General features: G+C 54.9%; 18 protein-coding genes. 11 read left to right on the top strand and 7 right to left on the bottom strand.

The window, feature by feature from the left end; translation table 11 throughout:
- Positions 1-14 precede the first annotated feature (14 nt).
- Both ACW17M_RS16330 and ACW17M_RS16325 read left to right on the top strand, forming a co-directional pair.
- The gene (locus ACW17M_RS16330) at positions 15-1,226 is read left to right on the top strand and encodes a YeeE/YedE family protein (protein ID WP_457547777.1); all 1,212 of its coding nucleotides are present in this window, start codon (positions 15-17) and stop codon (positions 1,224-1,226) included.
- A 191-nt stretch (positions 1,227-1,417) separates the two neighbouring features.
- Positions 1,418-3,097 (top strand): NAD-dependent malic enzyme, encoded by a 1,680-nt coding sequence (locus ACW17M_RS16325; RefSeq protein WP_039859571.1) that lies wholly within the window; start codon positions 1,418-1,420, stop codon positions 3,095-3,097.
- A gap of 64 nt (positions 3,098-3,161) precedes the next feature.
- Here the strand turns inward: ACW17M_RS16325 and acnA are convergent, their stop codons facing one another.
- Entirely contained in the window at positions 3,162-5,894 is a 2,733-nt protein-coding gene (gene acnA / locus ACW17M_RS16320; RefSeq protein WP_457547776.1) for an aconitate hydratase AcnA, read from the bottom strand.
- A gap of 272 nt (positions 5,895-6,166) precedes the next feature.
- On the opposite strand from acnA, the gene trxB reads away from it, so the two are divergent.
- A complete protein-coding gene (gene trxB, locus ACW17M_RS16315) occupies positions 6,167-7,117 on the top strand; it encodes a thioredoxin-disulfide reductase (RefSeq protein ID WP_009287549.1) in 951 nt (316 codons plus the stop codon).
- 43 nt (positions 7,118-7,160) lie between these two features.
- Here the strand turns inward: trxB and ACW17M_RS16310 are convergent, their stop codons facing one another.
- Positions 7,161-7,697 (bottom strand): GspH/FimT family pseudopilin, encoded by a 537-nt coding sequence (locus ACW17M_RS16310; RefSeq protein ID WP_443604394.1) that lies wholly within the window; start codon positions 7,695-7,697, stop codon positions 7,161-7,163.
- A 134-nt stretch (positions 7,698-7,831) separates the two neighbouring features.
- Between ACW17M_RS16310 and thiO the strand changes: the two genes are divergently transcribed.
- Positions 7,832-8,947 carry a glycine oxidase ThiO gene (gene thiO, locus ACW17M_RS16305; RefSeq protein WP_457547775.1) on the top strand — a complete coding sequence of 372 codons (1,116 nt, stop codon included), beginning with the start codon at positions 7,832-7,834 and terminating at the stop codon, positions 8,945-8,947.
- Here the strand turns inward: thiO and ACW17M_RS16300 are convergent.
- Complete coding sequence (locus tag ACW17M_RS16300) at positions 8,944-9,216, bottom strand: PP0621 family protein (protein ID WP_039859573.1); 273 nt, start codon at positions 9,214-9,216, stop codon at positions 8,944-8,946. The two genes, thiO and ACW17M_RS16300, sit on opposite strands and share 4 nt — an antisense overlap.
- Before the next feature lie 143 nt (positions 9,217-9,359).
- On the opposite strand from ACW17M_RS16300, the gene ACW17M_RS16295 reads away from it, so the two are divergent.
- Positions 9,360-10,994 carry an NAD+ synthase gene (locus ACW17M_RS16295; RefSeq protein WP_180095969.1) on the top strand — a complete coding sequence of 545 codons (1,635 nt, stop codon included), beginning with the start codon at positions 9,360-9,362 and terminating at the stop codon, positions 10,992-10,994.
- Between the two features lie 27 nt (positions 10,995-11,021).
- On the opposite strand, the gene ACW17M_RS16290 is transcribed toward ACW17M_RS16295, so the two are convergent.
- The 3 genes from ACW17M_RS16290 to ACW17M_RS16280 form a co-directional block, all read right to left on the bottom strand.
- Positions 11,022-13,178 carry a putative bifunctional diguanylate cyclase/phosphodiesterase gene (locus tag ACW17M_RS16290; protein WP_457547774.1) on the bottom strand — a complete coding sequence of 719 codons (2,157 nt, stop codon included), beginning with the start codon at positions 13,176-13,178 and terminating at the stop codon, positions 11,022-11,024.
- A gap of 89 nt (positions 13,179-13,267) precedes the next feature.
- On the bottom strand, positions 13,268-14,977 hold the full coding sequence (locus ACW17M_RS16285; RefSeq protein ID WP_457547773.1) for a methyl-accepting chemotaxis protein: 1,710 nt from the start codon (positions 14,975-14,977) through the stop codon (positions 13,268-13,270).
- Between the two features lie 236 nt (positions 14,978-15,213).
- On the bottom strand, positions 15,214-16,029 hold the full coding sequence (locus ACW17M_RS16280) for an outer membrane protein assembly factor BamD (protein WP_022522020.1): 816 nt from the start codon (positions 16,027-16,029) through the stop codon (positions 15,214-15,216).
- A 199-nt stretch (positions 16,030-16,228) separates the two neighbouring features.
- Between ACW17M_RS16280 and rluD the strand changes: the two genes are divergently transcribed.
- From rluD to clpB, 3 genes are all read left to right on the top strand, one after another.
- Positions 16,229-17,188: a 23S rRNA pseudouridine(1911/1915/1917) synthase RluD gene (rluD, locus tag ACW17M_RS16275; RefSeq protein ID WP_009287556.1), complete on the top strand. Its 960-nt coding sequence runs from the start codon at positions 16,229-16,231 to the stop codon at positions 17,186-17,188.
- On the top strand, positions 17,185-17,940 hold the full coding sequence (gene pgeF / locus ACW17M_RS16270; protein WP_041159232.1) for a peptidoglycan editing factor PgeF: 756 nt from the start codon (positions 17,185-17,187) through the stop codon (positions 17,938-17,940). The genes rluD and pgeF overlap by 4 nt, the downstream gene beginning before the upstream one ends.
- 166 nt (positions 17,941-18,106) lie before the next feature.
- Entirely contained in the window at positions 18,107-20,704 is a 2,598-nt protein-coding gene (gene clpB / locus ACW17M_RS16265; RefSeq protein ID WP_039859576.1) for an ATP-dependent chaperone ClpB, read from the top strand.
- An 87-nt stretch (positions 20,705-20,791) separates the two neighbouring features.
- Here clpB and ACW17M_RS16260 read toward each other — a convergent pair whose 3' ends face one another.
- Complete coding sequence (locus ACW17M_RS16260) at positions 20,792-22,171, bottom strand: sugar porter family MFS transporter (protein ID WP_190374654.1); 1,380 nt, start codon at positions 22,169-22,171, stop codon at positions 20,792-20,794.
- A 719-nt stretch (positions 22,172-22,890) separates the two neighbouring features.
- On the opposite strand from ACW17M_RS16260, the gene ACW17M_RS16255 reads away from it, so the two are divergent.
- The 3 genes from ACW17M_RS16255 to pssA all read left to right on the top strand — a co-directional run bounded on the left by ACW17M_RS16255 (position 22,891) and on the right by pssA (position 26,228).
- Positions 22,891-24,615 (top strand): acetolactate synthase 3 large subunit, encoded by a 1,725-nt coding sequence (locus tag ACW17M_RS16255; RefSeq protein WP_457547839.1) that lies wholly within the window; start codon positions 22,891-22,893, stop codon positions 24,613-24,615.
- Positions 24,615-25,106, top strand: coding sequence for an acetolactate synthase small subunit (gene ilvN, locus ACW17M_RS16250; RefSeq protein WP_009287561.1), 492 nt, complete (start codon positions 24,615-24,617; stop codon positions 25,104-25,106). Before ACW17M_RS16255 ends, ilvN begins: the two co-directional genes overlap by 1 nt.
- A 216-nt stretch (positions 25,107-25,322) precedes the next feature.
- On the top strand, positions 25,323-26,228 hold the full coding sequence (gene pssA / locus ACW17M_RS16245) for a CDP-diacylglycerol--serine O-phosphatidyltransferase (RefSeq protein ID WP_035538112.1): 906 nt from the start codon (positions 25,323-25,325) through the stop codon (positions 26,226-26,228).
- Positions 26,229-26,465: the final 237 nt, after the last annotated feature.

Genomic DNA, 26,465 nt, shown 5'->3' with positions numbered 1-26,465 from the left:
CTAAAGGTGAATGTATGTCTACAACGACGGTTACTGTGCCGCAGAGCTATCGCGTGCCGCTGATAGCCACAGCGGCGATTGTGCTGGGTGCGTTGCTTATTGGGGTTGTCTTTGACGCCAACATTGGCCTGTTGATGATTGTCGGCGGGCTATTTGGCATGGTGCTGTATCACGCTGCCTTTGGTTTTACCTCAGCGTGGCGGGTATTTATTACTGAGCGGCGCGGGCGTGGCCTGCGTGCCCAGATGGTGATGCTGGCGATTGCTGTGGTGCTGTTTTTCCCTGCCTTGGGGGCGGGTTCCCTGTTTGGCAACGAGGTGTCGGGCTTTGTGGCGCCCATTGGTATTTCTGTGTTGGTAGGGGCGTTCCTGTTCGGTGTGGGCATGCAGTCAGGCGGCGGCTGTGCCTCTGGCACGCTGTTTACCGCAGGCGGTGGTAACGCGCGCATGCTGATCACTCTGGTGTTCTTTATTGTCGGCTCGGTGATTGGCTCGGCGCATTTTGCCTGGTGGCAGAGCTTACCGGCCTTTCAACCGGTATCGCTGGTTAACGTCGCCGGGGTCAGTGGGGGGATCGCTATTAGCCTGGTGCTGTTTGCTGCTATTACGGCGTTTACCTGGGTGATGGAGAAGCGTCGTCACGGTCAGTTAGAGCAGGCGTCCATGGTCGATAAGCATGGGTATGCGCGTTGGTTAACTGGGCCTTGGCCGTTAGTGGCGGGCGCGGTGGCGTTGGCGTTGCTCAACTTTGCCACCTTGGCACTGGCAGGCCGCCCTTGGGGAATTACCTCTGCGTTTGCGCTGTGGGGTGCTAAAGGCTTTGAACTGGTGGGCGGCGATGTCAGCCAGTGGGGCTATTGGCAGTCCCCTGGTAACGCAGCGGCCCTTGAAGCCAGCGTATGGAGCGACATCACTACGGTAATGAATGTCGGCATTATGCTGGGCGCGCTGGCTGCTGCCAGCTTGGCGGGTCGCTTTGCACCTAACTTCAGAATCCCGCTGAAATCTATCTTGGCCGCGGTCATCGGCGGCATCTTGCTAGGTTATGGCGCGCGTTTGGCGTTTGGTTGCAATATTGGTGCTTACTTCAGCGGCATTGCCTCTGGCAGCCTTCACGGTTGGGTATGGCTGGTAGCGGCGTTTGCGGGCAACATGTTTGGCGTTAAGCTGCGGCCGTTCTTCTTCGCTGGCGTGGAGGGGCGCAAACCCACCGCTAAAACTTGCTAGGGCATCGTTAGATCACTAGTTAATCGCGCCATCACGCCTCGGTTTAGGCTTCCTAAACCGAGGCGTTTTTTTATCAACATGGTCGCTCTCTTCCACCTTTGTCGCAGGAGCATGTTACATTACGCTCAAACGCCGCAAACGCCCGATGTTGCTGCATTGCAGCAGTGATTGACATAAAAAAGAGAGTGCTTATGACTACCGAGAGTAGACGCCCCCTATACCTTCCTTACGCCGGTCCTTCTTTGCTCGAAATGCCGCTATTGAACAAAGGCAGCGCGTTTACTCAGCAGGAGCGCTTGGCGTTTAACCTGATTGGTTTGCTGCCGCAGAAGGTAGAAACTATTGAGGATCAGCTAGAGCGGGTCTACCGCCAGTACCAACAATGCCATAGCGACCTCGAAAAGCACATCCACCTGCGCGCCATTCAAGACGACAACGAAACACTCTATTTCCGTATGGTTTCCCAGCATCTTGAAGAGATGCTGCCGATTATTTACACCCCCACGGTAGGGCAGGCGTGTCAGGAATTTTCCAACATTTACCGTAACCACCGCGGCCTGTTTATTAGCTATCCTGACCGCGAACATATGGATGATATCCTGCGCAGCGCCACCAAAGATAATGTCAAAGTGATCGTAGTGACGGATGGTGAGCGCATTCTAGGCCTCGGCGACCAGGGCATCGGGGGCATGGGTATCCCGATTGGTAAACTGGCGTTGTATACCGCCTGTGGCGGTATTAGCCCCGCCTACACGCTGCCGATCATGATTGATGTGGGCACTAACAACAAAGCACTGCTGGATGATCCCATGTACATGGGCTGGCGCCACGAGCGGGTAGGGCAGGAAGAGTACGATGCGTTCATGGCAGAATTTATCGCTGCTGTGAAGCGCCGCTGGCCTAACGTACTGCTGCAGTTTGAAGACTTTGCCCAGGCCAATGCGGTGCCGCTGCTAGAGCGCTACCGCAACGAGCTTTGCTGCTTCAATGACGATGTGCAGGGTACTGCTTCTGTGGTAGTGGGTACGCTAATGGCGGCTTGTCAGGCCCGGGAAGAGACCATTGCCCAGCAGCGTGTGGTGTTTGTGGGTGGCGGCTCGGCGGGGTGTGGAATCGCCGAGCAAGTGGTCGTAGCGATGGAAGCGGAGGGCTTGACCGAAAGCGAGGCCCGGTCGCGCATTTATATTGTCGATCGCGACGGCTTGATGACCAGCGATCAAGAGTGGCAGCGTGACTTCCAGCGCCGTTTAGCCCACGACCCTTCGCTAGTCGCCGAGTGGAATGGTCAAGGTCTGGAAGAGACGATTGCTCAGATCAAACCAACAGTGCTGATCGGTGTCTGCGGCCAGCGCGGTATCTTCACCGAGCAGGTGGTGCGCACCATGCACGCGGGTTGTGAGCACCCGGTCATCATGCCGCTCTCTAACCCTACTTCCCAGGCAGAGGCCGTGCCAGAGGATGTTATTCGCTGGACCGACGGCCAAGCCTTGGTAGCCACCGGTAGCCCCTTTGCGCCGGTGGTTTACAACGGCCGTACTTATCCGATTGCCCAGTGCAACAATGCCTATATCTTCCCAGGCATTGGGTTGGGCGTGATTGCTGCCAGTGCCAATCGCGTCACCGACGAGATGCTGATGAGCGCCTCGCGGGCGCTGGCCCGTGAAGCGCCGCTGGTGAAAGAGGGCAAAGGTGCATTGCTGCCGCCGCTGTCGCGTATTCGCGATATCAGCAAGTCGATTGCTTTTGAAGTGGCGGCGCAGGCGCAGCAGAACGGTGTGGCGTTAAAAACCAGTGGTACGACATTGCGCGAGCTGATCGAAAAAGCGTCCTGGTCGCCGGATTACCGTACCTACCGTCGTCGCGCTTTTTAAGCACTCGGCTAAAAAAAAGCCCCCACCGAAGTGGGGGCATGCAAGCATTGGTAGGTTTTACCCTTTAGGCTGCGCCGATCATCTTGCGCAGCACGTAGTGAAGGATACCACCGTGACGGTAGTAAGCCAGCTCGTTTACCGTATCAATTCGGCACTTGGCATCAACGCTACGTTCCCCATCGGCATTTTTGATCACGATTTTGACCGTGCCACCCGGCGTCAGGTCGCTTAATCCGGCAATCGAAATCTCTTCATCCCCAGTTAATCCCAGCGTTTGACGGCTTTCGCCTTCGGCAAACTGCAGCGGCACAACGCCCATGCCGATCAGGTTAGAGCGGTGAATGCGCTCAAAGGATTCGGCAATCACGGCACGAACGCCCAGCAAGCGGGTACCTTTGGCCGCCCAATCACGCGAGGAGCCGGTGCCGTACTCTTTACCGGCGATCACGACCAGCGGTTTGCCTTCCTCTTTGTACTTCATAGCCGCATCGTAAATGGCCATCTGCTCACCGCTGGGTACGTGGCGTGTTTCACCACCCACTACACCATCGAGCATTTCGTTTTTGATCCGCACGTTGGCGAAGGTGCCGCGCATCATGACTTCATGGTTACCCCGGCGCGAGCCGTAGGAGTTGAAGTCGACCGGCTTAACGCCGTGCTCTTGCAGATAGCGCCCGGCGGGGCTGTCAGGCTTGATGGCACCGGCAGGGGAGATATGGTCGGTGGTCACCGAATCACCCAGCATGGCAAGCACGCGGGCACTGTGCACATCTTCGATGGCATCCGGCTCGCGGCCCATGCCTTCAAAGAAGGGCGGGTGCTGAATGTAGGTGGATTCAGGCCACTGATAGACCTTGCTTTCTGACACGTCGATGGCTTTCCAGACATCGTCACCCTCAAACACCGCGCCGTATTCTTTACGGAACATGGCGGTGTTGACCTGCTCGACGGCGCTGGCAATCTCGGCCTGACTGGGCCAGATATCTTTGAGGTAGACCGGGTCGCCGTTGCTATCTTTGCCCAACGGCGCCTGGGTAAGGTCAAGTTGGACATTACCCGCCAGGGCGTAAGCCACCACCAGGGGCGGCGAGGCCAGCCAGTTGGTTTTGACCAACGGGTGTACACGGCCCTCAAAGTTACGGTTACCGGAGAGCACCGAGGCCACGGCAAGATCGCCGCTGTTGATCGCTTTTTCGATCTCATCAGGCAGCGGGCCGGAGTTGCCGATACAGGTGGTGCAGCCGTAGCCGACGAGGTTGAAGCCCAGTGCATCCAAGTCATCGTTTAATTCAGCGGCTTCCAGATAATCGGTGACCACTTTGGAACCTGGTGCTAAGGAGGTTTTCACCCAGGGCTTCGTGGTTAACCCCTTTTCACGCGCTTTACGTGCCAGCAGCCCAGCGGCCATCATCACGCTGGGGTTGGAGGTGTTGGTGCACGAGGTAATCGCCGCAATCACCACCGCCCCGGGGTCAAGGCTGAAATCATGGTCATCAAGCGTAACGGCCTGGCTGGTGTCATGCTCGAAGCTGCGCCTCACCCCCACGGCGGTTTGGCCGCCTTCAGAAGAGAGTTCCCCCTTTGCGTTGGCATCCGCGTTGACGTCTTCCTGCATGAACTTGTCAAAGGCCGCCGCCATGTCTTTCAGCGCCACGCGATCCTGCGGACGTTTGGGGCCGGCCAGGCTGGCCTCTACCTCGGTCATGTCCAGTGCTAGGGCGTCGGTGAAGATCGGCTCGTCATTAGGTTCACGCCACAGCCCTTGGGCCTTGCTATAGGCTTCCACCAGGGCGACTTGCTCATCTTCACGCCCCGTCAGGCGCATATAGTTCAGGGTTTCTTCATCCACTGGGAAGAAACCACAGGTAGCACCATACTCGGGGGCCATATTGGCGATCGTGGCACGATCCGCCAGCGGCAGGTCTTTCAAACCATCGCCGTAGAACTCGACAAATTTACCCACCACGCCTTTTTTACGCAGCATCTCGGTAACGGTGAGTACCAGGTCAGTGGCGGTAATACCTTCGCGTAGCTTGCCGGTTAATTTAAAGCCAATCACTTCGGGGATCAGCATCGACACCGGCTGACCGAGCATGGCCGCTTCGGCTTCAATACCGCCCACGCCCCAGCCAAGCACGCCCAGGCCGTTGATCATGGTGGTGTGAGAGTCAGTGCCCACGAGGGTGTCGGGGTAGGCAAAGGTCTTGCCGTCTTCGTCCTTCGTCCATACCGTTCTGCCTAGGTACTCCAGGTTGACCTGGTGACAAATACCGGTACCGGGGGGAACGACGCTAAAGTTATCAAACGCCTGCTGGCCCCAGCGCAGAAACTCATAGCGCTCGCGGTTGCGCTGCATTTCGATATCGACGTTCTCTTGAAATGCAGCCGGGTTGCCGAACTTATCGACCATTACCGAGTGGTCGATAACGAGATCGACGGGGGAAAGCGGGTTGATCTTCGCCGGGTCTTCGCCCAGCTTTTCTACTGCGGCGCGCATGGAGGCTAAATCCACCACACCGGGCACGCCGGTAAAGTCCTGCATGAGTACCCGCGCCGGGCGGTAGCCGATTTCGCGGCTGGATTTGCCCTCGGCCTGCCAGTCGACCAGGGCCTGCATATCTTCCTGATCTACGCTTTCGTCGTCGGCGAAGCGCAGCTGGTTTTCGAGTAGAATCTTGAGCGTCTTGGGTAGCCGGTCAATGCTGCCCAGGGTCTCGGCCGCGTGGGGCAGGCTGTAGTAGTGATAGGTTTTACTACCAACCTCTAGGGTGTTTAGCGTATCGGGTATCTTGCTCATATCTCTCTCCTCTGGTTGCTGAGCGCAGCGCTCAGCATGACGGTCACGATCTTTCTTTAGTATAGATTTCCCCCCAGTATGGCGTTGATTTAGTAATAACACATGGGTCTTTGCACAGAGGCTTTCAAGGTTTCTTCGCCTAATAGCGTAGATGAAACCTTGCAATAGCTTGTACTTGGCACCATTTCAGGCAGACTCTGTGGCTAATTTTTTCAAAGCTATTAACACAGCTAGCGACAAAGCTATCAGTCAGATATTTACAAGGTGGTGTCATGGAAACTCGTCATGAGCGTTTGATTATTCTTGGATCCGGTCCCGCAGGCTATACGGCTGCCGTCTATGCTGCTCGGGCCAACCTGAAGCCGCTGCTAATTACCGGTATTCAGGCGGGTGGCCAACTGACCACCACAACCGATGTGGATAACTGGCCCGGCGACGCTCAAGGCGTACAGGGGCCGGAGTTGATGGAGCGCATGAAGCAGCACGCCGAACGTTTCAATACAGAGGTGCTGTTTGATCACATCAATGAGGTTAGCTTAAGCGAAAAACCGTTTACCTTAAAAGGCGATAGCGGTATTTATACTTGCGATGCGTTGATCGTGGCCACCGGCGCCAGTGCCCGTTACCTGGGTCTGCCCACTGAGCAGCAGTTTATGGGTCAAGGGGTGTCGGCCTGCGCTACCTGCGACGGTTTTTTCTACCGCAATCAGGAAGTCATTGTGGTGGGCGGCGGCAATACCGCCGTGGAAGAGGCGCTCTATCTCTCTAACATTGCTTCCAAAGTGACCCTGGTACACCGCCGTGACACGTTGCGGGCGGAAAAAATCCTCCAAGATAAGCTTTTCGAGAAAGCTGAGGCGGGCAAAATCGTTCTTGAGTGGTTCCAGGAAGTCGAAGAAGTGCTCGGCGATAACTCCGGTGTTACAGGCGTTCGGGTGAAATCCACTAAAGATGGTTCAAGCAAAGAGATCCATGCGCCTGGGCTGTTTATTGCCATTGGCCATAGTCCCAACACGGGGATCTTTGCGGGTCAGTTGGACATGAACGGCGGCTATATCAAAGTGCATTCAGGCCTTGAAGGGAATGCAACCGCGACTAGCGTACCGGGCGTATTTGCCTGCGGCGACGTGATGGATCACATTTATCGTCAAGCAATCACTTCAGCTGGCAGCGGCTGCATGGCAGCGCTGGATGCCGAGCGCTATTTAGACGGTATTGCTTAAAACCATTGTCACAACGCCGTGAATGAGTTGAAGCTCCTAATGATTAACAGTCGATAGGCGCTTCATCAATCCTTAGCCGCCCTAATTGGCTAAGTACCAGCTTTTTACCCTTAGAGCCCACGGCGCCGCTGGTTGAGCAAATAGCAAAACTGCCGTTATAACCGCTGGTATAGCCCAGCGGGCTGTAACGGATGCGCGACCAGCCCCGGTTGTAGGTCACTTGTGTGCCTTGTTGCGCGGGCACAATGCGCAAAATGTCTTCTTCAGTGATGCTATCGGTTTTATTGCCCCGCACAATCATAAGCTCTCCACCCCAGTCATTAGCGCAAGCCTCACGGTTCTGCGAGGCTGGGCAAAGAGTCAGCTGGCGGCGTTGGCTAATCGCTGTATTACGCGCGAACGAAAACGCACTCTGGAATCGATTGACCTCGCTAGTCTGTGCGGTACGCTCCCCCAATGCTTGAAAATTGGGTAGCCCCCAGGCGGCGATGATTCCAACCAACAGCAGGGTGATCAATAGCTCGAGCAGTGTAAACCCGCTTTCAGGTGTGGTGTGCGTCTTGACGTAAAAACTGCTCATCGCCTCTCCTCACTTGACCTTGTTATCGCCCGCGCTATGCTCACTCTCCTTTACCAGTAGCGAACATATCGTCGTTAATAGGTCATCCTAGGCGGCGCTACGCTTTTTTTATGTAAGCCAAAACGGACAATTTTGTGAGCGATTTCTTAATTATTGGCGGCGGCGTGATCGGTATGATGACAGCGCTGCAGTTAGCCGATGCCGGTCACCAGGTCACACTGGTTGATCGTGGTGAGTGCGGTAAAGAGGCATCCTGGGCGGGCGGTGGTATCGTTTCGCCGCTCTATCCCTGGCGATACGATACTGCGGTATCGCAACTTTCCCGCTGGTCTGAGGGGGTTTACCCCTCTTTGGCTCTGCGCTTATTGGAAGAAACCGGTATTGACCCCGAATATCGCCAAAAAGGGCTGCTCTACCTAAATGTGGACGATGACGATAAAGCGCTGCAATGGGCGCGCCAGCTGGGTAAACCACTAGAGCGGGTAGGGGCAGACTTTGTTCACGCAAAAGAGCCTGGTGTGGCAATGGCTAACGACAGCGCACTGTGGATGCCGACACTAGGTAGCGTGCGCAATCCACGGTTAGCCAAGGCTTTGAAGGCGCGGTTAGCGGCGATGCCCCAGGTAACGCTGAAAGAGCAGTGCGAGGTCAGTGGTTTTATTCAACAGGGTGGCAAAGTAGAGGGCATCGTTGAAGGCGTGGTGACGTCTCAGGGGCTGATAACGGCTGAACGCATTATTGTTTGCGGCGGCGCTTGGGCTGCGCAGCTCTTGTCGCAGTTGAATGTGCAGTTGCCGGTAAGACCCGTTAAAGGTCAGATGATCGCTTACCAAGCACCCAAAGGGTTGGTGCAGCGCGTGGTGTTAAAAGATGGACGCTATATTATTCCGCGTGCAGATGGCTTGCTATTGGTCGGTTCTACGCTGGAAGAGGTGGGTTTTGACAAGCGCACCGATGAGGCGGCATTGGCGTCGCTAAAACAGAGTGCTGAAGCTATTCTGCCCGCTTTGGCAACGTGCCCGGTAGCGCACCAGTGGGCCGGCCTGCGGCCTGGATCCCCAGCGGGCATTCCCTTTATCGGCGCGCTGCCTGAATGGAGTAACGTCTTCGTCAATGCCGGGCACTATCGCAACGGCTTGGTGCTGGCGCCTGCCTCGACCCATTTACTGGTGGATCAACTGCTGGGGCGCGAGCCACTAATTGACCCCGCGCCTTACCAACTTACGCCAGAGCGGCTAATACAGGCTTAAGGTGTGCCGTCTTTATCCTGCTGCTCCTGCAGGAAGCGGTCGCGATGGGCGCTGGAGCAGAACCACTGTTCCTGGTCACGCAGTGCTTCGTCTTCAGGAACGTGGACCTCACACCAGCGGCAGCGCACCATTTTGCCACCCTCGTGGCGGTTGACTTTTTTATGCTGCGCTTCATGCTCAAGCTTACGTTGCCGGTATATGCCGTATAGCTTTAAACCGGCATAGAATATAACGGCGAAGATAATCAGCCGAATGATCAAGAGGTTCATCCTTTTGTGTCTCCCAAAGTGGGAATCTAGGCACAAGGCGTTAGGATAGACCCGCAGCCTTTGCCAGTTGGCGGCCCTTGCGGGACAATACGACTATGTTGGTGTAACCCTATTTTAAAGATTCTCAAGAGATTTTGACGCCCATGCAAGACTTAACGCTGGTAATGGCCCAACTCGATCCTCTGGTCGGGGATATTCCCGGCAATGCCGCACGCGCGATTGAAGCAGTGCGCGAAGCGCGGATTGAGCATGGGGCGGATATTGTTGTCTTTCCAGAGCTTTTTTTGTCAGGCTACCCACCGGAAGACCTGCTGCTGCGCCCCTCAATGGAAACCCGCCTGCGTGAAGCTCGCGCGCTAATGGCATCGAAGGTCGCCAGTGATGTGTTGGTGATCATTGGCTATCCCGGCGTGCGGGAAGGTCGCTGTTACAACTTGGCGGGCCTACTTTACAACGGCCAGTGGGAAGCTGAGTACGCCAAGCAGGCGCTGCCTAACTACCAAGTGTTCGATGAGCAGCGCTATTTCACGCCCGGCACTGAAACGCTGGTGTATGAGCATAAAGGCGCCAAACTGGGCATCGTGATCTGCGAAGACCTATGGGATGGCGTGCCGGTTAAGGCCGCCGCGCAAGCGGGCGCTGAGGTGCTGGTTTCCTTGCACGCCTCTCCTTATCACCAGGACAAGCCCGCGGAACGGCTGCGCCTGTTGGAGAAACACGCTCAGGATACGCAGCTTCCAATTGTGTATGTGAACACCATCGGTGGCCAAGATGAACTGGTCTTTGATGGCGGCTCTTGCTGCGTTAACGCCAGCGGTGAGCTGCAGGTGCTGGCACCGTATTGGCAGGCGGGCCTGATGCCGGTTCAGTTTTTGCAAACCAGCGCGACGGTCTGGGAACCCCAAGCCGGAGAGATTGACCCCGAGGTAGAACCGGAAGAGAGCCTTTACTGTGCGTTAGTTACCGGGCTGCGCGATTACGTCAACAAGAGTGGTTTTGAGGGCGTTGTGTTGGGGCTTTCCGGCGGTATCGACTCAGCGCTTTCGCTGGCGATTGCGGTTGACGCACTGGGCCCTCAACGGGTGCAGGCGGTGATGATGCCGTACCACTACACCGCGGATATCTCCAAGCAGGATGCTGCAGAACAGGCCAAAATGCTCGGCGTCCACTATGAGATCATGCCGATCGAGCCCATGGTAGAAGCCTTTATGGGCACGCTGGCAGAGAGCTTCGCGGGAACTGAGCGAGATACCACCGAAGAGAACCTACAGTCCCGCTGTCGCGGCGTACTGCTGATGGCGATCTCCAATAAAAAAGGCTTGATGGTACTGACGACTGGTAACAAGAGCGAAATGGCGGTGGGCTACGCCACGCTGTATGGCGATATGGTGGGCGGTTTTAATGCCATCAAAGACGTGTATAAAACCTGGGTGTATCGCTTGGCTCGCTGGCGCAATACGCAATCACCTGCGATCCCCGAGCGGGTCATTGAGCGCCCACCCAGTGCGGAGCTGGCGCCGGATCAGCAGGATAGCGACTCTTTACCCGATTACGACGTGCTCGACGCTATCCTATTAAGCTATATCGAAGGCGACATGAGCGCTGAAGCGATCATCGCTGGTGGCTTTGACGCTGAAGACGTCTATAAAGTGGTGAAGCTGGTTGACCGCTGCGAGTATAAGCGCCGCCAGGCGCCCATTGGTGTCCGGGTGACGCCTCGGGGCTTTGGTCGCGACCGCCGCTATCCGATCGTCAATGGTTGGCAGCCCGGTGAGTAAGCCTTTATGACGGGGACTACCTCCGTATTAGGCGAGCATTGGTGGTGCAGCCAAACTGCGCTGTATCATCTCTGCAGCGGATACCGGCTTGCAAAAATAATATCCTTGGAAGGCATGACACTGGTGTTCGTTTAGGTGGCGCCAGTGTTCTTGGTTTTCGACACCTTCGGCGATAACCTGCAACCCGAGCGAACGCCCCATGGCAATAATGGTTTGTACGATGGCCTTATCGTCCGTGTCTTTATGCAGGTTGCGCACAAACGATTGATCGATTTTGATTTGATCTAAAGGGAGCCGTTTGAGGTACTGCAGCGACGAGTAGCCAGTGCCGAAATCGTCCAAGGAAAAGCTAACTCCCAGCGCTTTGAGCTGGTGCATGCGGGCAATGATGTCATCTATTTCGCCAATCATAGTACTTTCTGTCAGCTCCAGCTTTAGCCGGTGTGCCGGAGCATCGCATTTGGTTAGCACGCCGCAAACGGTGTCCACGAAGTCGGGCTGTTGAAACTGTTTGGCGCTGACGTTGACTGCTAATGTTAGATGCTGCGTGTTTTCGTCATTTGCCCAGATGACTAACTGTTCACAGGCTGTTTCGAGTACCCAGTTGCCAATCGGCATGATTAGACCCGTTTCCTCAGCTAGGGGGATAAAAGTACCCGGCGAGACAAACCCATGACGCGGGTGTTGCCAGCGGATCAATGCTTCTGCGCCAATCGCCCGCCCAAGGCTGTCTACCTGCATTTGATAGACGAGTATAAATTCATCTCGCTCAATAGCCAGCCGCATATCATGCTCTAACTCAATGCGGGCTTCTAAATCGGCTTGTACCTTTGGGTCGTAAAAACGAATGTTATTGGGGCCTGATTTTTGGGCTAAGTGAACGGCAGCGTTGGTATATTGAAACAAGTTGTCGACCGTGTGCTGTGGCCCGTTAAACAATGCAATACCCATGCTCAAACTAAGAAAATGTTCTTGCCCTTCTAGCTGGAAAGGCTGATTGAGTTTGTGCTGTATCTGTTCGGCCAATGCCTCGGCTTTTTCGGCCGCTTTTAGGTGTTCTCCAGCCAGGCCGTCTAATATGACCATGAACTCATCGCCGCCAAGGCGGCCAATGGTGGCGCCTTCGACTTGTAGGTCGGTAAGGCGCTGGGCAATAAGCTTGAGGAGGTTATCGCCCACGCGATGGCCGCTGCTATCGTTGATGCGCTTGAAGTTATCCATCCCCAGATACACTAGCGCGCCAAATGTGCTGGCCTGTTGGTTGGTATCCAACGAATGCTGTAGATGCTCTTTCATCAAGCGCCAGTTAGGTAGTTTAGTTAGCGTATCGTAATAGGCGAGCCGGTGAATCTTTTGCTCGGCTTCACGGCGCTGCTGCTCGGAATCCTTGAGCGCGATCAATGCGGTGGCAATCCGCTTCAAGGGGCCGCTATGCTGCTGTCTCATCTGCTCAATAGCGTGGAAGTCCGGCAACGGCTGTCGGCGCTTAGAAAGCGATAAAATAGCGTCTCCCACTACCATCAACCGTTTATTGATGCGCCAGGAAGCAAAAAATGCTGCGCTGATAAGCACACCCATCATGGCAATGCCCAGCCAGATGGTGGTGCTATGAGAGCGTGTAAGTGCATCAAATGAAAGGTCATGACGCTCCTTGGCACGCAGGGTTAAGGCTTCGAATATTTGCTGGGAGAATAGCGTAAAGGTGTTGAAGTGGTTTTGCGCTTCTTTGAGGAAGAGGGCGGGGTCGCCCAGTTCTCGTGCTGCTGACTCATTGGCCATACTGACAAAACGCTGATATTGCCGGAACGCACTTTGAAGGGCGGCGGTACTGTCCTGGCTTAAGTCGATAAGCAGGGGGGAGGTCGCCAGGGTGTCCACGCTTTGGCCGATCTGGTTAAGCTCTTGCGCAATCTGACTGTAGGCCGTATAGCGTTGCGAAGTACTTAGCTTTGTTACTTCAGTGTCGATCAATAAAGCAGTGATACGTTGGTGTAAGTCGCTAAGCTGGCGATCAAAGGTCGCCATTTGAACCAAAGTGTCTAAATCATTGGTCTGTAAAAGGTTGCTTTGCTGCGACTGTTCTTCCAGCACCTTCATGGCGATTGTCAGCATCAGCAGGGCAGGTAGTACCACCATTAAAATAGGTAACAAAAAAACCATTAAAAGGCTTTGGGTGGATTTCATTACAACCTCGGGCAAGGCAATAAAGAACGGCTCCTAACCCTTAGGAGCCATTTCTCTCTACACTATAAACGGCCAAAATCGTTATTAGTTTAGAAGTTTTCCCACTTAGGTTCGCTTGGCTGAGGTTTCGCAGCCGCGAGTGTAGGTTTGTTAGTGCCTGGAATGCGTGCAGGTGCAGGTGCCAATGCAGTGTGCTGCGGCTGTGCATTTTGAAGGGTCTTCGGCAGCTTGAAGACTTCCATGGCATGCAGTAGAGAGTGGGCATTCTGACGTAGGTTATTGGCGGAGGTGGCGCTCTCTTGTACGAGTGCGGCGTTCTGCTGAGTGACTTGATCCATCTCGGTCACCGCCCGGCCCACTTCTTGTACACCGGTACTCTGCTCAGCACTGGCGTAACTAATCTCCTTCATGATACTGGTTACCCGCTCGATAGCCGCGACAATCTCTTCAGTCGATTTACTGGCTTCTTCAGCGCGCTCATTGCCGTGGTTTACCCGCTCAAGGTTGCTGGAAATCAGAGCGTTAATTTCGCGTGCCGCATCGGCACTGCGCTGGGCGAGCCTGCGTACCTCTTCCGCGACTACTGCGAACCCCCGGCCGTGCTCGCCTGCACGGGCGGCTTCGACCGAGGCGTTAAGCGCCAGAATGTTGGTTTGGAAAGCAATTGCATCGATAGTGGAGATGATACCGGCAATTTCCTGTGAGCTTTTGTTGAGATCATTCATGGTAGCAACGACCTGACTAACCGCTTCACCACCTTGCTTGGCTGTACTGGACGCGCTGGTAGCCTGTTGGCTGGCCTGCTCGGAATTATCAGCATTCAGTTTTACCGTGCTGTTGAGTTGCTCCATTGCCGAGGCCGTTTCCGCTAGTGCACTTGCCTGCTGCTCGGTGCGTGAAGAGAGGTCGTTATTGCCTTCAGCAATTTGCTCGCTGTTGCTGGCCACCGCCTCCGCTGAAGCGCGCACCTGGGTCACAATGGTTTGTAGCTGATGCGCCATCGCGACCTGTGACGCCATGATGCTGCGGGTGTCGCCCTTCTTAAGCTGCCCATGACTGGTTAGCTCGCCGCGGCCAATCGCTTCCGCAAACGCTTTGACTTCGTGGGGCTCGGCGCCCAGTTCACGCAGTAGCTGGCGGGATAAAAACACTGCAATCAAGCCGCCAACCAGTAAAGCGAACAGTGTTAGCCCCAGCATCTGCATCTGGAAGCCGGAGGCGGTATCGCGGGCTGTTGCCGTGGTGGTGTCGTTCAGTGCTTGCTGAAGCTCGATAAACTGATTAATCCGATTAAGCCACTCGGCGTAAGCAGGCCCCGCTTCTTCGAGTAACAGTGTCTGTGCATCGGCAAATTGATCCTTTTGGCGAAACTCCATGACTTGCTGGGTGAGTGACAGGGTTGTGGCGGCTTGGGCGTCAATGCTGTCTAGAATGTTTCGCTCTTCTTGACCGCTGGGGTACTCGCTAGACACTTGATGTTCGCCTTCGGATGCCGTCACGTAGTCACTGCTTAGGCGCTCCATTTCACTGCGTAAAGCATCTAACCGAGTATCGTCTTGGGTGAGTACCACATCGCGCAGGGCAATGGCTCTATCATGCACGCTGCCGCGCATATCTACTGCAAACCCAAGCTTGGTACCGTTAACATCATTAATGGTCGTTAAGTCGCGATCAATTTGATTGACTTGGTAAATACCTACGGCTGTTAGCAAAACCAACAGCCCGAGTAAGGCAGAAAAACCGATCGTTAAACGCGTGCTTATTTTGGTGTTGCTGGAACCGGCGTTAAGAAGTGGCATTGATTGCTCCCTTAGGCGCCGTTAAGACGCTTTATCATGTAAGACGAGCTAATTATACCCTGTTGTACAATGTTTGTATAGAAAATAGTGTTATCTGTATAATATTACCATTCTGTTTGTATTTTCCCCTTTAAAGTTATTCGCTTACTGTTCTTTTTGAATAAAAAAACCACGCCGAGGCGTGGTTTGGTAGGTAAGTGCTGTACAGCTTTTAGCGATTGAAAGCTCGCAATGGTTTAATCATTTTGACCTAAATGCTTGGGAACAAAGCGGCTGCCCTGCAATTGCTCATGATCAGGCGCGTTCTCGCGCAGTACTGCGAGGACTTCATTGGCGCGGTCATCCATGTCTAGGCCTTGATAGCCTTCCACCATGGTGGCTAGGGCATCCCGGGTAGCGTTCGACTCTGGGTAGTTTTCGATTACCCAGCGGCCGCGTTCAACCGCTGCTAGATAAGCGCCGCGGCGCAGGTAGTAATCGGCAACGTGCAGTTCATGGCGGGCCATCAACTCACGTAAGTAGACGATACGTTGCTGGGCATCAGCAGCGTATTCACTCTGCGGATAACGCTGAATCAGCTCGCGGAAGTCATTGTAGGCATCACGGGAAGCGCCCAAATCACGCTTGGAAATATCAATCAGGCGTAGGCGCTCCAGGCTGAAGCGGCCTGCTTGCCAGGCGGAAAGACCACGCAGGTAGTACGCGTAATCCACCTGGGGATGGTCAGGATGAAGGCGAATAAAGCGGCTAGCCGCTGCCCGGGCTTCTTCCCAATCGCTGTTTTCATAGTAGGCATAGATCAGCTCGAGCTGTGCTTGCTCAGCATGGACACCAAACGGGTAGCGGGTATCGAGTGCTTCTAAACGCTCTATCGCAATCGGGTAGCGGTTGCTGTCGAGGGCTGTGCGGGCCAGCTCATAGAGCTCACGCTCCTGAACCCCAGCAAATTCATCGTCCTCTTCTTCACTTGTATCGTTACTCGCACAGCCCGCTAGAAGGGCAAGGCTTAGGGCTAGAGCACCAAAGCGGTTGGCAGCTGAAATAACGCGCATCATCATCCTCGTTGCAAACAAGCCTCGATCACCAAAAAGCGACGATGGCCATAAGTAGAAATGGTAGAATAGGTCGCAGTCCGCCCACTATAAAACACCTCGGCTCAAAACGCAGGCTTAGCGACGTTTCGTCGGGTGTCGTCACAGCTTATTTTTCCATGTCGGGGCTGGGGGTTTTTGCGTCTAAAAGAGGTTTTTCATGTCTCGAACAGTTGAAGACACGCAGCGCGTGCCCGCTACGTTGGCCGGTGCGCGATTAGACCAAGCGGCGGCTGAGTTGTTCAGCGATTACTCCCGCGAACGCTTAAAAGCGTGGATTAACGCTGGTGAGTTGACGGTGGACGGCGCGCAAGCCAAGCCGAAAGCCAAGCTGCATGGCCATGAAGTGTTGGCGCTTCAGGCCACCATCGAAGACGATACGCGCTTTGAAGCCCAGGACATTGCGCTGGATATCGTTTACGAAGACGACACGGTGATGGTCATCAACAAAGCTGCCGGTATGGTGGTGCATCCTGCCGCAGGCAACCCGGATGGCACACTATTGAATGCACTACTGCATCACCAGCCGTCGCTTGCCGAAGTGCCCCGGGCTGGCATTGTTCACCGTTTGGATAAAGATACGACCGGTTTGATGATGGTAGCGAAAACGCTGCCCGCCCAAACGGCTCTGGTTGAACAGTTGCAGGCGCGCAGTGTGTCGCGTCAGTACGATGCTGTGGTGATTGGTAAGCCGGTGTCGGGTAGTACCATTGACGCACCTATTGGTCGTCACCCTAAAGACCGTAAACGCCAGGCCGTGACGGCTTCGGGTAAACCTGCCATTACCCATTTTCGCGTGGTTGAGCGCTTCCGTGCTCACACTCATGTGCGCTGTAAGTTGGAAACGGGACGTACCCACCAAATTCGCGTGCACATGGCCCATGCTCGCTATCCGTTAATTGGTGACCCCATGTATGGTGGTCGTGCCAAATTACCACCGGGGGCTGCTGAGCCGCTGAAAGAGATCCTGCGTGAGTTCCCTCGTCAGGCCCTTCACGCGCGTAAGTTGATTTTCAAACATCCGGTAAGCGGCGAAACATTAACGTTTCAGGCAGACCTCCCTGATGATTTGTTAATGTTGTTGGATTACCTGCGCGAAGATAATGAGACTATGCGATGAGCGATGCCATTAATTTACGGCCAACGCTTTTAGTGCCCGACTGGCCAGCGCCGACCAATGTGCGTGCCTTTGTGACGACCCGTGAATCGGGGCCTAGCCAGGGTGATTTCGCTGCCTTTAACCCCGCCTCCCATGTCGGCGATAATGCTGATCATGTGGCGTTGTGTCGTCGTTTGCTGCAAAAGGAAATTGGCGATGAGCGGCCTCTGTTGTGGCTGAACCAGACCCACGGCGCCCGTGTGCAGCAGTGTTATCAGCCCGAGGCTGCCGACGCGGATGCAGCCCTTGCGACCTCCAATGAGTACGCCTGCGTCGTACTGACGGCAGACTGCCTGCCGGTGATGTTCTGCAATCGAGCGGGTACCCAGGTGGCGGTTGCTCATGCCGGTTGGCGCGGTTTGGCGGGCGGTGTGCTGGAAGCAACCATTGCCGCGATGAACACTGACCCAGACGATATTCTGGTGTGGTTAGGGCCTGCTATCTCCAACGCTCAATTTGAGGTTGGCCCTGAGGTTTACGGCGCCTTTGTTGCCGTTCACCCGGATACCGCTGACGCCTTTGACCATAGCCCTTACCGGTTGGGGCATTATATGGCCGACTTATACCGGCTGGCGCGCTTTCGGTTAGAGGCACTGGGCGTCAATCACATAAGCGGCGGCCACTTCTGTACTGCCTGCGAGTCGCGCTTCTACTCCTTCCGTCGTGATGGTGGCAAAACCGGGCGAATGGCAAGCGTGATCTGGATCAATTAATGTGAATTAAAGCTTCCATAAGTCAGCGGTTTACACTGCCACCTCTTGAAAAGCATGGAACTGACGCCATTTAACTTGTCAAGCTAATAGTGATTTAGCACGTCTAATGACACGTTATCGGGTCACGCGGTGCGTCCAAACGCACGGCTACCCCAGGAGGAATTCCATGCGTTTTGATAAATTTACCGCCAAGCTTCAAAGTGCGATTGCCGAAGCGCAGTCGCTGGCCGTTGGCCGCGGTCATAATCAGCTAGACCCAGCGCACTTGCTGCTGGCCCTGCTTGACACCAAAGACACCGGTATTAAAGCCCTGATTGAAAAAGCCGAGGGCAATCCTTCGCGTCTGCGCGATGGGTTGGTGCAGCAGTTGGATAACCTACCCAAGGTGGGGCAGTTCGACGGCGAAGTGCAGCCATCGCGGGACTTCATCAAGCTTTTTAACTTAACCGATCGCGAAGCGCAGAAGCGCGGTGATCAGTTTATCGCCAGTGAACTCGTTCTATTGGCAGCGCTGGAAATGAATTCAGCGATTACCAAGCTGCTTAAAGACGCGGGGATTAACCGTAAATCTCTTGAAGCCGCCATTAATAGCCTGCGTGGCGGTGCTACCGTCGACGATGCCAACGCCGAAGATCAGCGCGAAGCGCTCAATAAATACACCATGGATCTTACCCAGCGCGCGCTGGACGGCAAGCTCGACCCGGTGATCGGCCGCGACGACGAAATTCGCCGTACCATTCAAGTGCTGCAGCGGCGTACCAAGAACAACCCGGTGTTAATCGGTGAGCCGGGGGTGGGTAAAACCGCCATTGTCGAGGGGTTGGCCCAGCGCATCGTTAACGGCGAAGTGCCGGAAGGCTTAAAAGAGAAGCGCGTGCTCTCGCTGGATATGGGCTCGCTATTGGCGGGTGCCAAATTCCGTGGCGAGTTTGAAGAGCGCTTGAAAGCGGTACTTAAGGAGCTTTCCCAGGAAGAAGGCCGGGTGATCCTGTTTATTGACGAGCTGCACACCATGGTCGGCGCAGGCAAAGCCGAAGGTGCGATGGACGCGGGCAATATGCTCAAGCCCGCCTTGGCCCGCGGCGAGCTGCACTGCGTGGGTGCGACCACCCTTGATGAGTACCGCAAGTACATTGAGAAAGACGCCGCCTTGGAGCGCCGCTTCCAGAAAGTGCTGGTTGATGAGCCTTCTGAAGAGGACACCGTGGCGATCCTGCGCGGCTTGAAAGAGCGCTACGAAGTGCACCACGGCGTGGATATTACCGACTCGGCGATTATTGCCGCAGCCAAGCTCTCGACCCGCTATATCACTGATCGTCAGTTGCCCGATAAGGCCATTGACCTGATCGACGAAGCCGCCTCGCGGATTCGTATGGAGCTGGACTCCAAGCCAGAGGCGATGGATCGCCTTGATCGCCGTCTGATCCAGCTCAAAATGGAGCGTGAGGCGCTTAAGAAAGAGACCGACGAGGCCACCAAAAAACGCCTGGAGGCACTCAATACCCAGATTCACGAGCTAGAGCGCGAATACGCGGATCTTGATGAAATCTGGAAAGCTGAGAAAGCCAGTATTCAAGGGGCTGCTCAGTTTAAAGCTGAGCTTGAGCAGGCACGCATTGACCTTGAACAGGCCCGTCGTCAGGGCGACTTAGGTCGGATGTCGGAAATTCAGTACGGTAAGATTCCAGAACTGGAGAAGAAGATTGCCGAAAGCGGGGAAGGTGAAGCGGACACCTCAAGCCATCAGTTGCTGCGTTCTAACGTCACTGAAGAAGAGATCGCCGAGGTGGTTTCCCGCTGGACGGGCATTCCGGTCTCCAAAATGCTGGAAGGCGAGCGCGATAAGCTCCTGCGTATGGAAGAGGCGTTGCACCAGCGGGTGATTGGCCAGGATGAGGCCGTTGAGGCGGTGGCCAATGCAGTACGCCGCTCCAGGGCCGGGCTTTCTGACCCTAACCGCCCCAACGGTTCGTTTCTGTTCCTCGGCCCCACCGGGGTGGGTAAAACCGAACTGTGTAAGTCGCTGGCGAACTTCCTGTTCGATACCGAAGAGGCGATGGTACGTATCGATATGTCGGAGTTTATGGAGAAGCACTCCGTGGCCCGCTTGATCGGTGCGCCTCCTGGCTACGTCGGCTACGAAGAGGGTGGTTACCTGACCGAAGCCGTGCGCCGCAAGCCTTATTCGGTGCTGCTGCTGGATGAGGTGGAGAAAGCCCACCCGGATGTCTTCAACATCCTGCTGCAGGTATTGGAAGATGGCCGCTTAACTGACGGCCAGGGCCGCACGGTGGATTTCCGCAACACCGTGATCGTGATGACCTCGAACATGGGCTCTGACATTATCCAGCGCATGGGTGGTGACGTCAGTGCTGATAAAGACAGCGACTATGAGTCGATGAAAAACATGGTCATGGAGGTGGTGGGTAACCACTTCCGGCCTGAGCTCATCAACCGCATCGATGAAGTGGTGGTGTTCCACGCCCTGGGCCAAGAGCAGATTCAAGCCATTGCCGGTATTCAGTTGGAGCGTTTGAAAGTGCGCCTTGCCGAGCACGACCTGAAGCTTGAGGTCAGCCCAGAGGCCATGGCGCAACTGGCGGTGGTGGGCTTCGACCCTGTGTACGGGGCGCGGCCACTCAAGCGGGCGATTCAGAGCCGTATCGAGAACCCGCTTGCGCAAGACCTGCTGGGTGGCAAATTTGCCCCTGGCGATACTATCCATATCAACGCAGAAGAGGGTAAGTTGGTGTTTAGCTCATAATTGAGCTGCCACTTCGGCTAATTGAGTAGGTAAAAAGCCTCGCTAGCTTTGCTGGCGAGGCTTTTTTATTGGCTTCTTGTGGGTGGGTCAGACTTTAACTCTGGCACCTGATAGATGAACCCTACGTAGTTTGACGTCGTTACCTACCAAGTGTTTTTGCAGTTCTTCAAGAGAAACATTGCGTGTTTCCGGCATCAGGATCAGCACGAATACTAATTGCAGCAACATCATGATGGCGAAGAAGGCGAACACCGGGCCACCACTAAAAGTGCCCAGTACCCAAGGCATGACCAGGGTAATCAAAGCTGCGAAGACCCAGTGGATTGAGCTGCCAAAGGATTGACCGCGAGCACGCACATGGTTGGGGAACACCTCTGCAATGAAGACCCAGATCACCGCCCCCTGACTGATAGCATGGGCAGCAATAAACAGGGCCAGTAGCAGCGGCACCTCGATACCGCCCAGGGAATCGGTAAAGAAGGCACGTGAGATCAGAACTAATGACAACAGGTACCCTGCGGAACCGATGAACAGGAGTGTGCGCCGTCCGAACCGGTCGATCAGCGACATCCCGATCATGGTGAAGACCAGATTGACTAAACCAATGCCCGCGGTGGACAGCAGTGCCGCTTGGCTGCCGAGCTGAGCGGCCTCAAGCACGCGTGGCGCGTAGTAGATGATGAAGTTGATACCCGACAACTGATTGAAGAAGGCGATCAGAAAGGCAAGTAGGATCGGCAGCCGATAGCGGCGAGAGAAGAAGCGTGCATTAGCGGAGCGCTCCTCGTTCTCGGCGGCTCGCATGGTGGCAATTTCCGCATCAACATCCACGTCTGGGTCGATCATCCGCAGCACGCGACTTGCTTCTTTGACGTCATTGCGCTTGAGGATGAGCCAGCGTGGGCTACGCGGAACACGGGTAATCATCAGAGTATAAATCAGAGCCGGAATGGCCTCGATGCCGAGCATCCAGCGCCAGGCGATATCCCCCTCTATCATACTGCCGATGACATAGTTGGAAACGAACGCCATGAGGATACCGAAGACGATATTGAACTGGTACATGGCCACCAGCACACCCCGATGTCGAGGTGGGGCAATCTCGGAAATATAAATCGGGGCGGCGACTGAAGAGACGCCCACACCAATGCCACCGATGAGGCGGAAGAGGGCGAAGACCCAGGGGTCGGTGGCCACAGCGGATCCTATCGCCGATACCAAGTACAGAACACCAATCAACAGCAGAGTCATGCGTCGACCAAGGTGGTCGGTAGGCCAGTTACCGAAGATGGCGCCAAGTACAGTGCCCCATAAAGCCATCGACATGATCAACAGACCATGCTGCAGATCACTGAGGCCCCAGAGTGCTTGAATGGGCTTGTCGGCCCCAGAAATTACTGCCGTATCAAAGCCGAACAGGAAGCCGGCTAGTGCCACGGTAACGGACCATTGCACAATGCGTGACATGAGCTTTTCCTCGCGCTACTTGTTGCTGTAGTAGGTCAGTTGGCTGACCCTTCGTTGTTTGATGAATCGATTCACCTAATAAGTGCTAACTGTCTCCAAATAGGCTGAATTTAGAAAGCCTATGAGAAGCAAGGAAATGCTGGCGATGTTTCCTCGGAGTTGCACTTCCAGGTAATGCTGTGAGTATCAGAAATAAACTTTAGATGAATCGTGTCACCTAAAATATTACACAGCCGCACAGACGATATGCGAATTTCTCGGCTTAGACATTGGTCTCGTGCGTCGAGAATCGTATTTGGATTACCGCAACTCTGAGCCGAAAAGGGGCTCATGGGCGCATTCAGCGAGTAATGGCGGTTGACAGGGTGGGGCTGCTAATGGAATCTTGTCAGTTCCTGATTTGCGGGCGCGGATCCAACGGGCAACCCCTAATTCCCGCGCGAAGGGTAGGCGAGAGCCTCTACCCGCCGAAGGACTTCCGGGCTTGGGCTAACCGCCCAACCTGGCCAACGCCCCGACACGGCGAACTGCCGTGTAAGGGAGCGGGTGATTTATGTCGACATAAGGCACCCTCTCCCGACAAGAGTGCAGGCCCTAACCGGGCCATCTGCCAGGGTTTGGCATCAGGTGCCGGCAAAGGCCGGCAGCGGCATACCGCCGCACTCGACACCGCAGGATGTCCTGCGGATCGCACTCGAGACCTCCAGGGGAGAAATACAGTGGAACTGCTTTCCGGCGCAGATATGATCGCCCGCTTCTTGCAAGATGAGGGCATCGAATACATTTATGGTTACCCCGGCGGTGCAGCGCTGCATATTTACGATGCACTCTTCCGCCAGGACAAAGTGAAGCACATTCTGGTGCGTCACGAACAAGCGGCTACCCACGCCGCCGATGGCTATGCCCGTGCATCAGGCAAGCCCGGCTGCGTACTGGTTACCTCAGGCCCCGGTGCCACCAACGCCGTCACCGGCATCGCCACTGCTTACATGGACTCCATTCCCATGGTAGTGCTGTGTGGTCAGGTGGCAAGTCATCTGATCGGTGAAGACGCCTTCCAGGAAACCGATATCGTCGGCGTGACGCGGCCCATCGTGAAGCACAGCTTCTCGATTCGTCATCCGTCTGAAATCCCGGAAGTGCTCAAAAAGGCGTTTTATTTAGCCGCTACAGGGCGTCCGGGCCCGGTGGTGGTCGATATCCCAAAAGATATGACGGCTCCCACTGAGCGTTATGAGTACATCTATCCGAAAAAGGTCAAGATGCGCTCGTATAACCCCGTCACGCGTGGCCACACAGGGCAGATCAAAAAAGCCGTTGAGATGATACTCAAAGCTAAGCGCCCGGTGTTCTATACCGGTGGCGGCGTGGTCACGGGCAAAGCCAGCGAAGGCTTGACTGATCTGGTCAAGCAGCTGGGCTACCCGATTACCACCACGCTGATGGGCATTGGTGCGTATCCACAAAGTGACCGGCAGTGCTTGGGCTGGCTGGGCATGCACGGCTCTTATGAGTCAAACATGGCCATGCACCACGCCGACCTGATTATTGCCATTGGGGCGCGCTTTGATGACCGGGTGACCAACAGCACTTCGAAGTTCTGCCCGACAGCTAAAATCATCCACGTTGATGTTGACCCAAGTTCGATCTCTAAAACGGTGCGTGCCGATGTGCCGATCGTGGGCCCGGCATCCAGCGTTATCAACGAGATGATCAGTTTGGTGCAGGGGCATAAAATTGCCCATCCTGAAGCACTGACTGAGTGGTGGGAGAAGATAGATGGCTGGCGTGCCGACCGTGAAGGCAAGCTTTATGAGCCTTCCAAGGTGGGGGAAGCGCTTAAGCCACAGGAGGTTATTGAAGCGCTTTGTCGGGTAACTCGAGGCGAAGCCTACGTGACTACCGATGTGGGTCAGCACCAGATGTTCGCGGCGCAGTACTACAAGTTTGATAAACCCAACCGACTGATCACCTCAGGTGGTTTGGGCACCATGGGCTTTGGCTTCCCCGCCGCCATGGGTATCAAGCAGAATTACCCGGATGATGATGTGGTGTGCGTCACCGGTGAAGGCAGCTTCCAGATGATGATGCAGGAGCTCTCTACCTGTAAGCAGTACGGGGTGGGCGTTAAAATCGTCAATCTTAACAATGCGTCGCTGGGTATGGTGCGTCAGTGGCAGGATTTGAACTATAAATCGCGTCACGCGCACTCTTATATGGAGTCGCTGCCGGACTTTCATATGCTGATTGAGGCGTATGGATTTACCGCGATTACCGTCAATACCATTGATGAACTGGAGCCTGCGCTAGAGCGTGCCTTTGCGGATAAGCACGAGCTGGTGTTCCTTGACGTGAAGGTCGACCCTTTTGAGCACGTCTATCCGATGCAGGTGCCCTTAGGCGCCATGCGTGACATGCTGCTGTCTAAAACGGAGCGTACCTGATGCGTCATATCATCTCGATTCTGTTAGAAAATGAACCGGGTGCGCTGTCACGTGTAGTCGGGTTGTTCTCCCAGCGTAACTTCAACATCGAAACGCTTAACGTGGCGCCTACTGAAGACCCGTCGCTGTCGCGCTTAACGGTCACCACCATAGGCGACGACCGGGTGATTGAACAGATCACCAAGCACCTCAATAAGCTGATTGATGTGGTTAAACTGGTGGATCTCACCGAAGGTAACCATATCGAGCGCGAGCTGATGTTGGTTAAAGTGAAAGCGCTAGGTGCGGCGCGTGATGAAGTGAAGCGCACGGTGGATATCTTCCGCGCGCAGATCGTCGACGTAACGCCCAGCCTGTACACCGTGCAGATCACCGGCGATGCGGGCAAGCTCGATGCTTTCCTTCAGGCCATGGCGCCGGTAGGCATTCTTGAGGTCGCCCGTACTGGGGTCTCGGGTATTGCCCGGGGCGATAAGGTGTTGTCGCTTTAAGCACGAAAGTACTTAGCCTTTACAGTCAGCACTTAAATGTAAACATAAGCGTCGCTTCTTTCCCGGAGCGGCGCTTTTTAGTTATTAACCTGTTAGCGCTCGCTGATGCAGACCGCGCAGGGCATCAATGCAGCAATTGGCTGGCTGAGTGGCACTCACCGTGTAGAATGAAAGCGACTACGGTTCCCGTGACTTCTCTTTTAATGGATGAAAACTATGACACAGGACGCTCGCGACCAAGAGCACTCAAACTCTGATCAGTCAAACCCAGGCCAGCCAGACTCGGCTCCGTCTGATAAAGCTGAGCAGCCAGACAGTGCTCATCAGTCAGAAGTGGGCGACAATGAAGATTTGGCGGCTGCCTTCTTGCGTGAAACCGAAGTGGTCGAAGAGGCCGTAGAGGACGGTAAAAAGATTCGCCGTCGAGGCATCTATTTGCTGCCCAACCTATTTACCACTTCGGCGCTTTTTGCCGGTTTTTTTGCAGTAGTGGCAGGCATTAATGGTGAGTTTACCTCGGCTGCCGTTGCGATCTTTATTGCCATGGTACTGGATGGCCTGGATGGCCGCGTCGCCCGTATGACCAATACGCAAAGTGAATTCGGCGCTGAGTACGACAGCTTGGCTGACATGGTCTCCTTTGGTATGGCGCCCGCTTTAGTTGCCTTTACCTGGATTCTTCAGGACATCGGTAAGACGGGGTGGGTAGTGGCCTTTCTCTATGTTGCCTGCGCGGCGCTTCGCCTTGCGCGCTTTAACGTACAAATTGGTAGTGTTGATAAAAAGTGGTTTATCGGTTTGCCGAGCCCTTCTGCAGCCGCGCTAGTGGCGGCCAGTGTATGGACGTTCCATAGCTTTGATGCTGATGCCTTTGGTTTCAAACTATTGATGTTAGTAGTAGTAGCTGCGGCGGGTGTGTTGATGGTGAGTAATATCCGTTACTACAGCTTCAAGGATCTCGATTTTAAAAAGCCGGTACCTTTTGTTGTGCTGCTAGCCATAGTGCTGGCGTTTGTGTTGATCTCGGTCGAGCCCTCAGTGATGCTGTTATTGCTGTTTGGTACCTACGTGGCTTCAGGCCCTGTATTAGCCGTTATGCGTAAGGCTAAAACGAGTAGATAGTACTTTTCTCCACTTTTTTGACAGTTATTTCAAAACAGCCCTTGCCAACCCGTCAGCGAATCCGTAAAGTACGCATCCGCTGCCGGGGACGCCAAGCGTTACCAGCGGTAAATGAAGTGTAAAAGCTTCGGTTTGTCAATGAGTTAGCGGTTTTGGATGTGGTCAGTGTTACATCGAAAACAACGCCCTTGACAACCACCAGGAAATGCGTAGAATACGCCTTCCTCGCTGAGGCAA

It is taken from the genome of Vreelandella sp. 2A-K22 (genome assembly GCF_054065485.1).
This window is presented reverse-complemented; position numbering and strand designations above follow the sequence as displayed.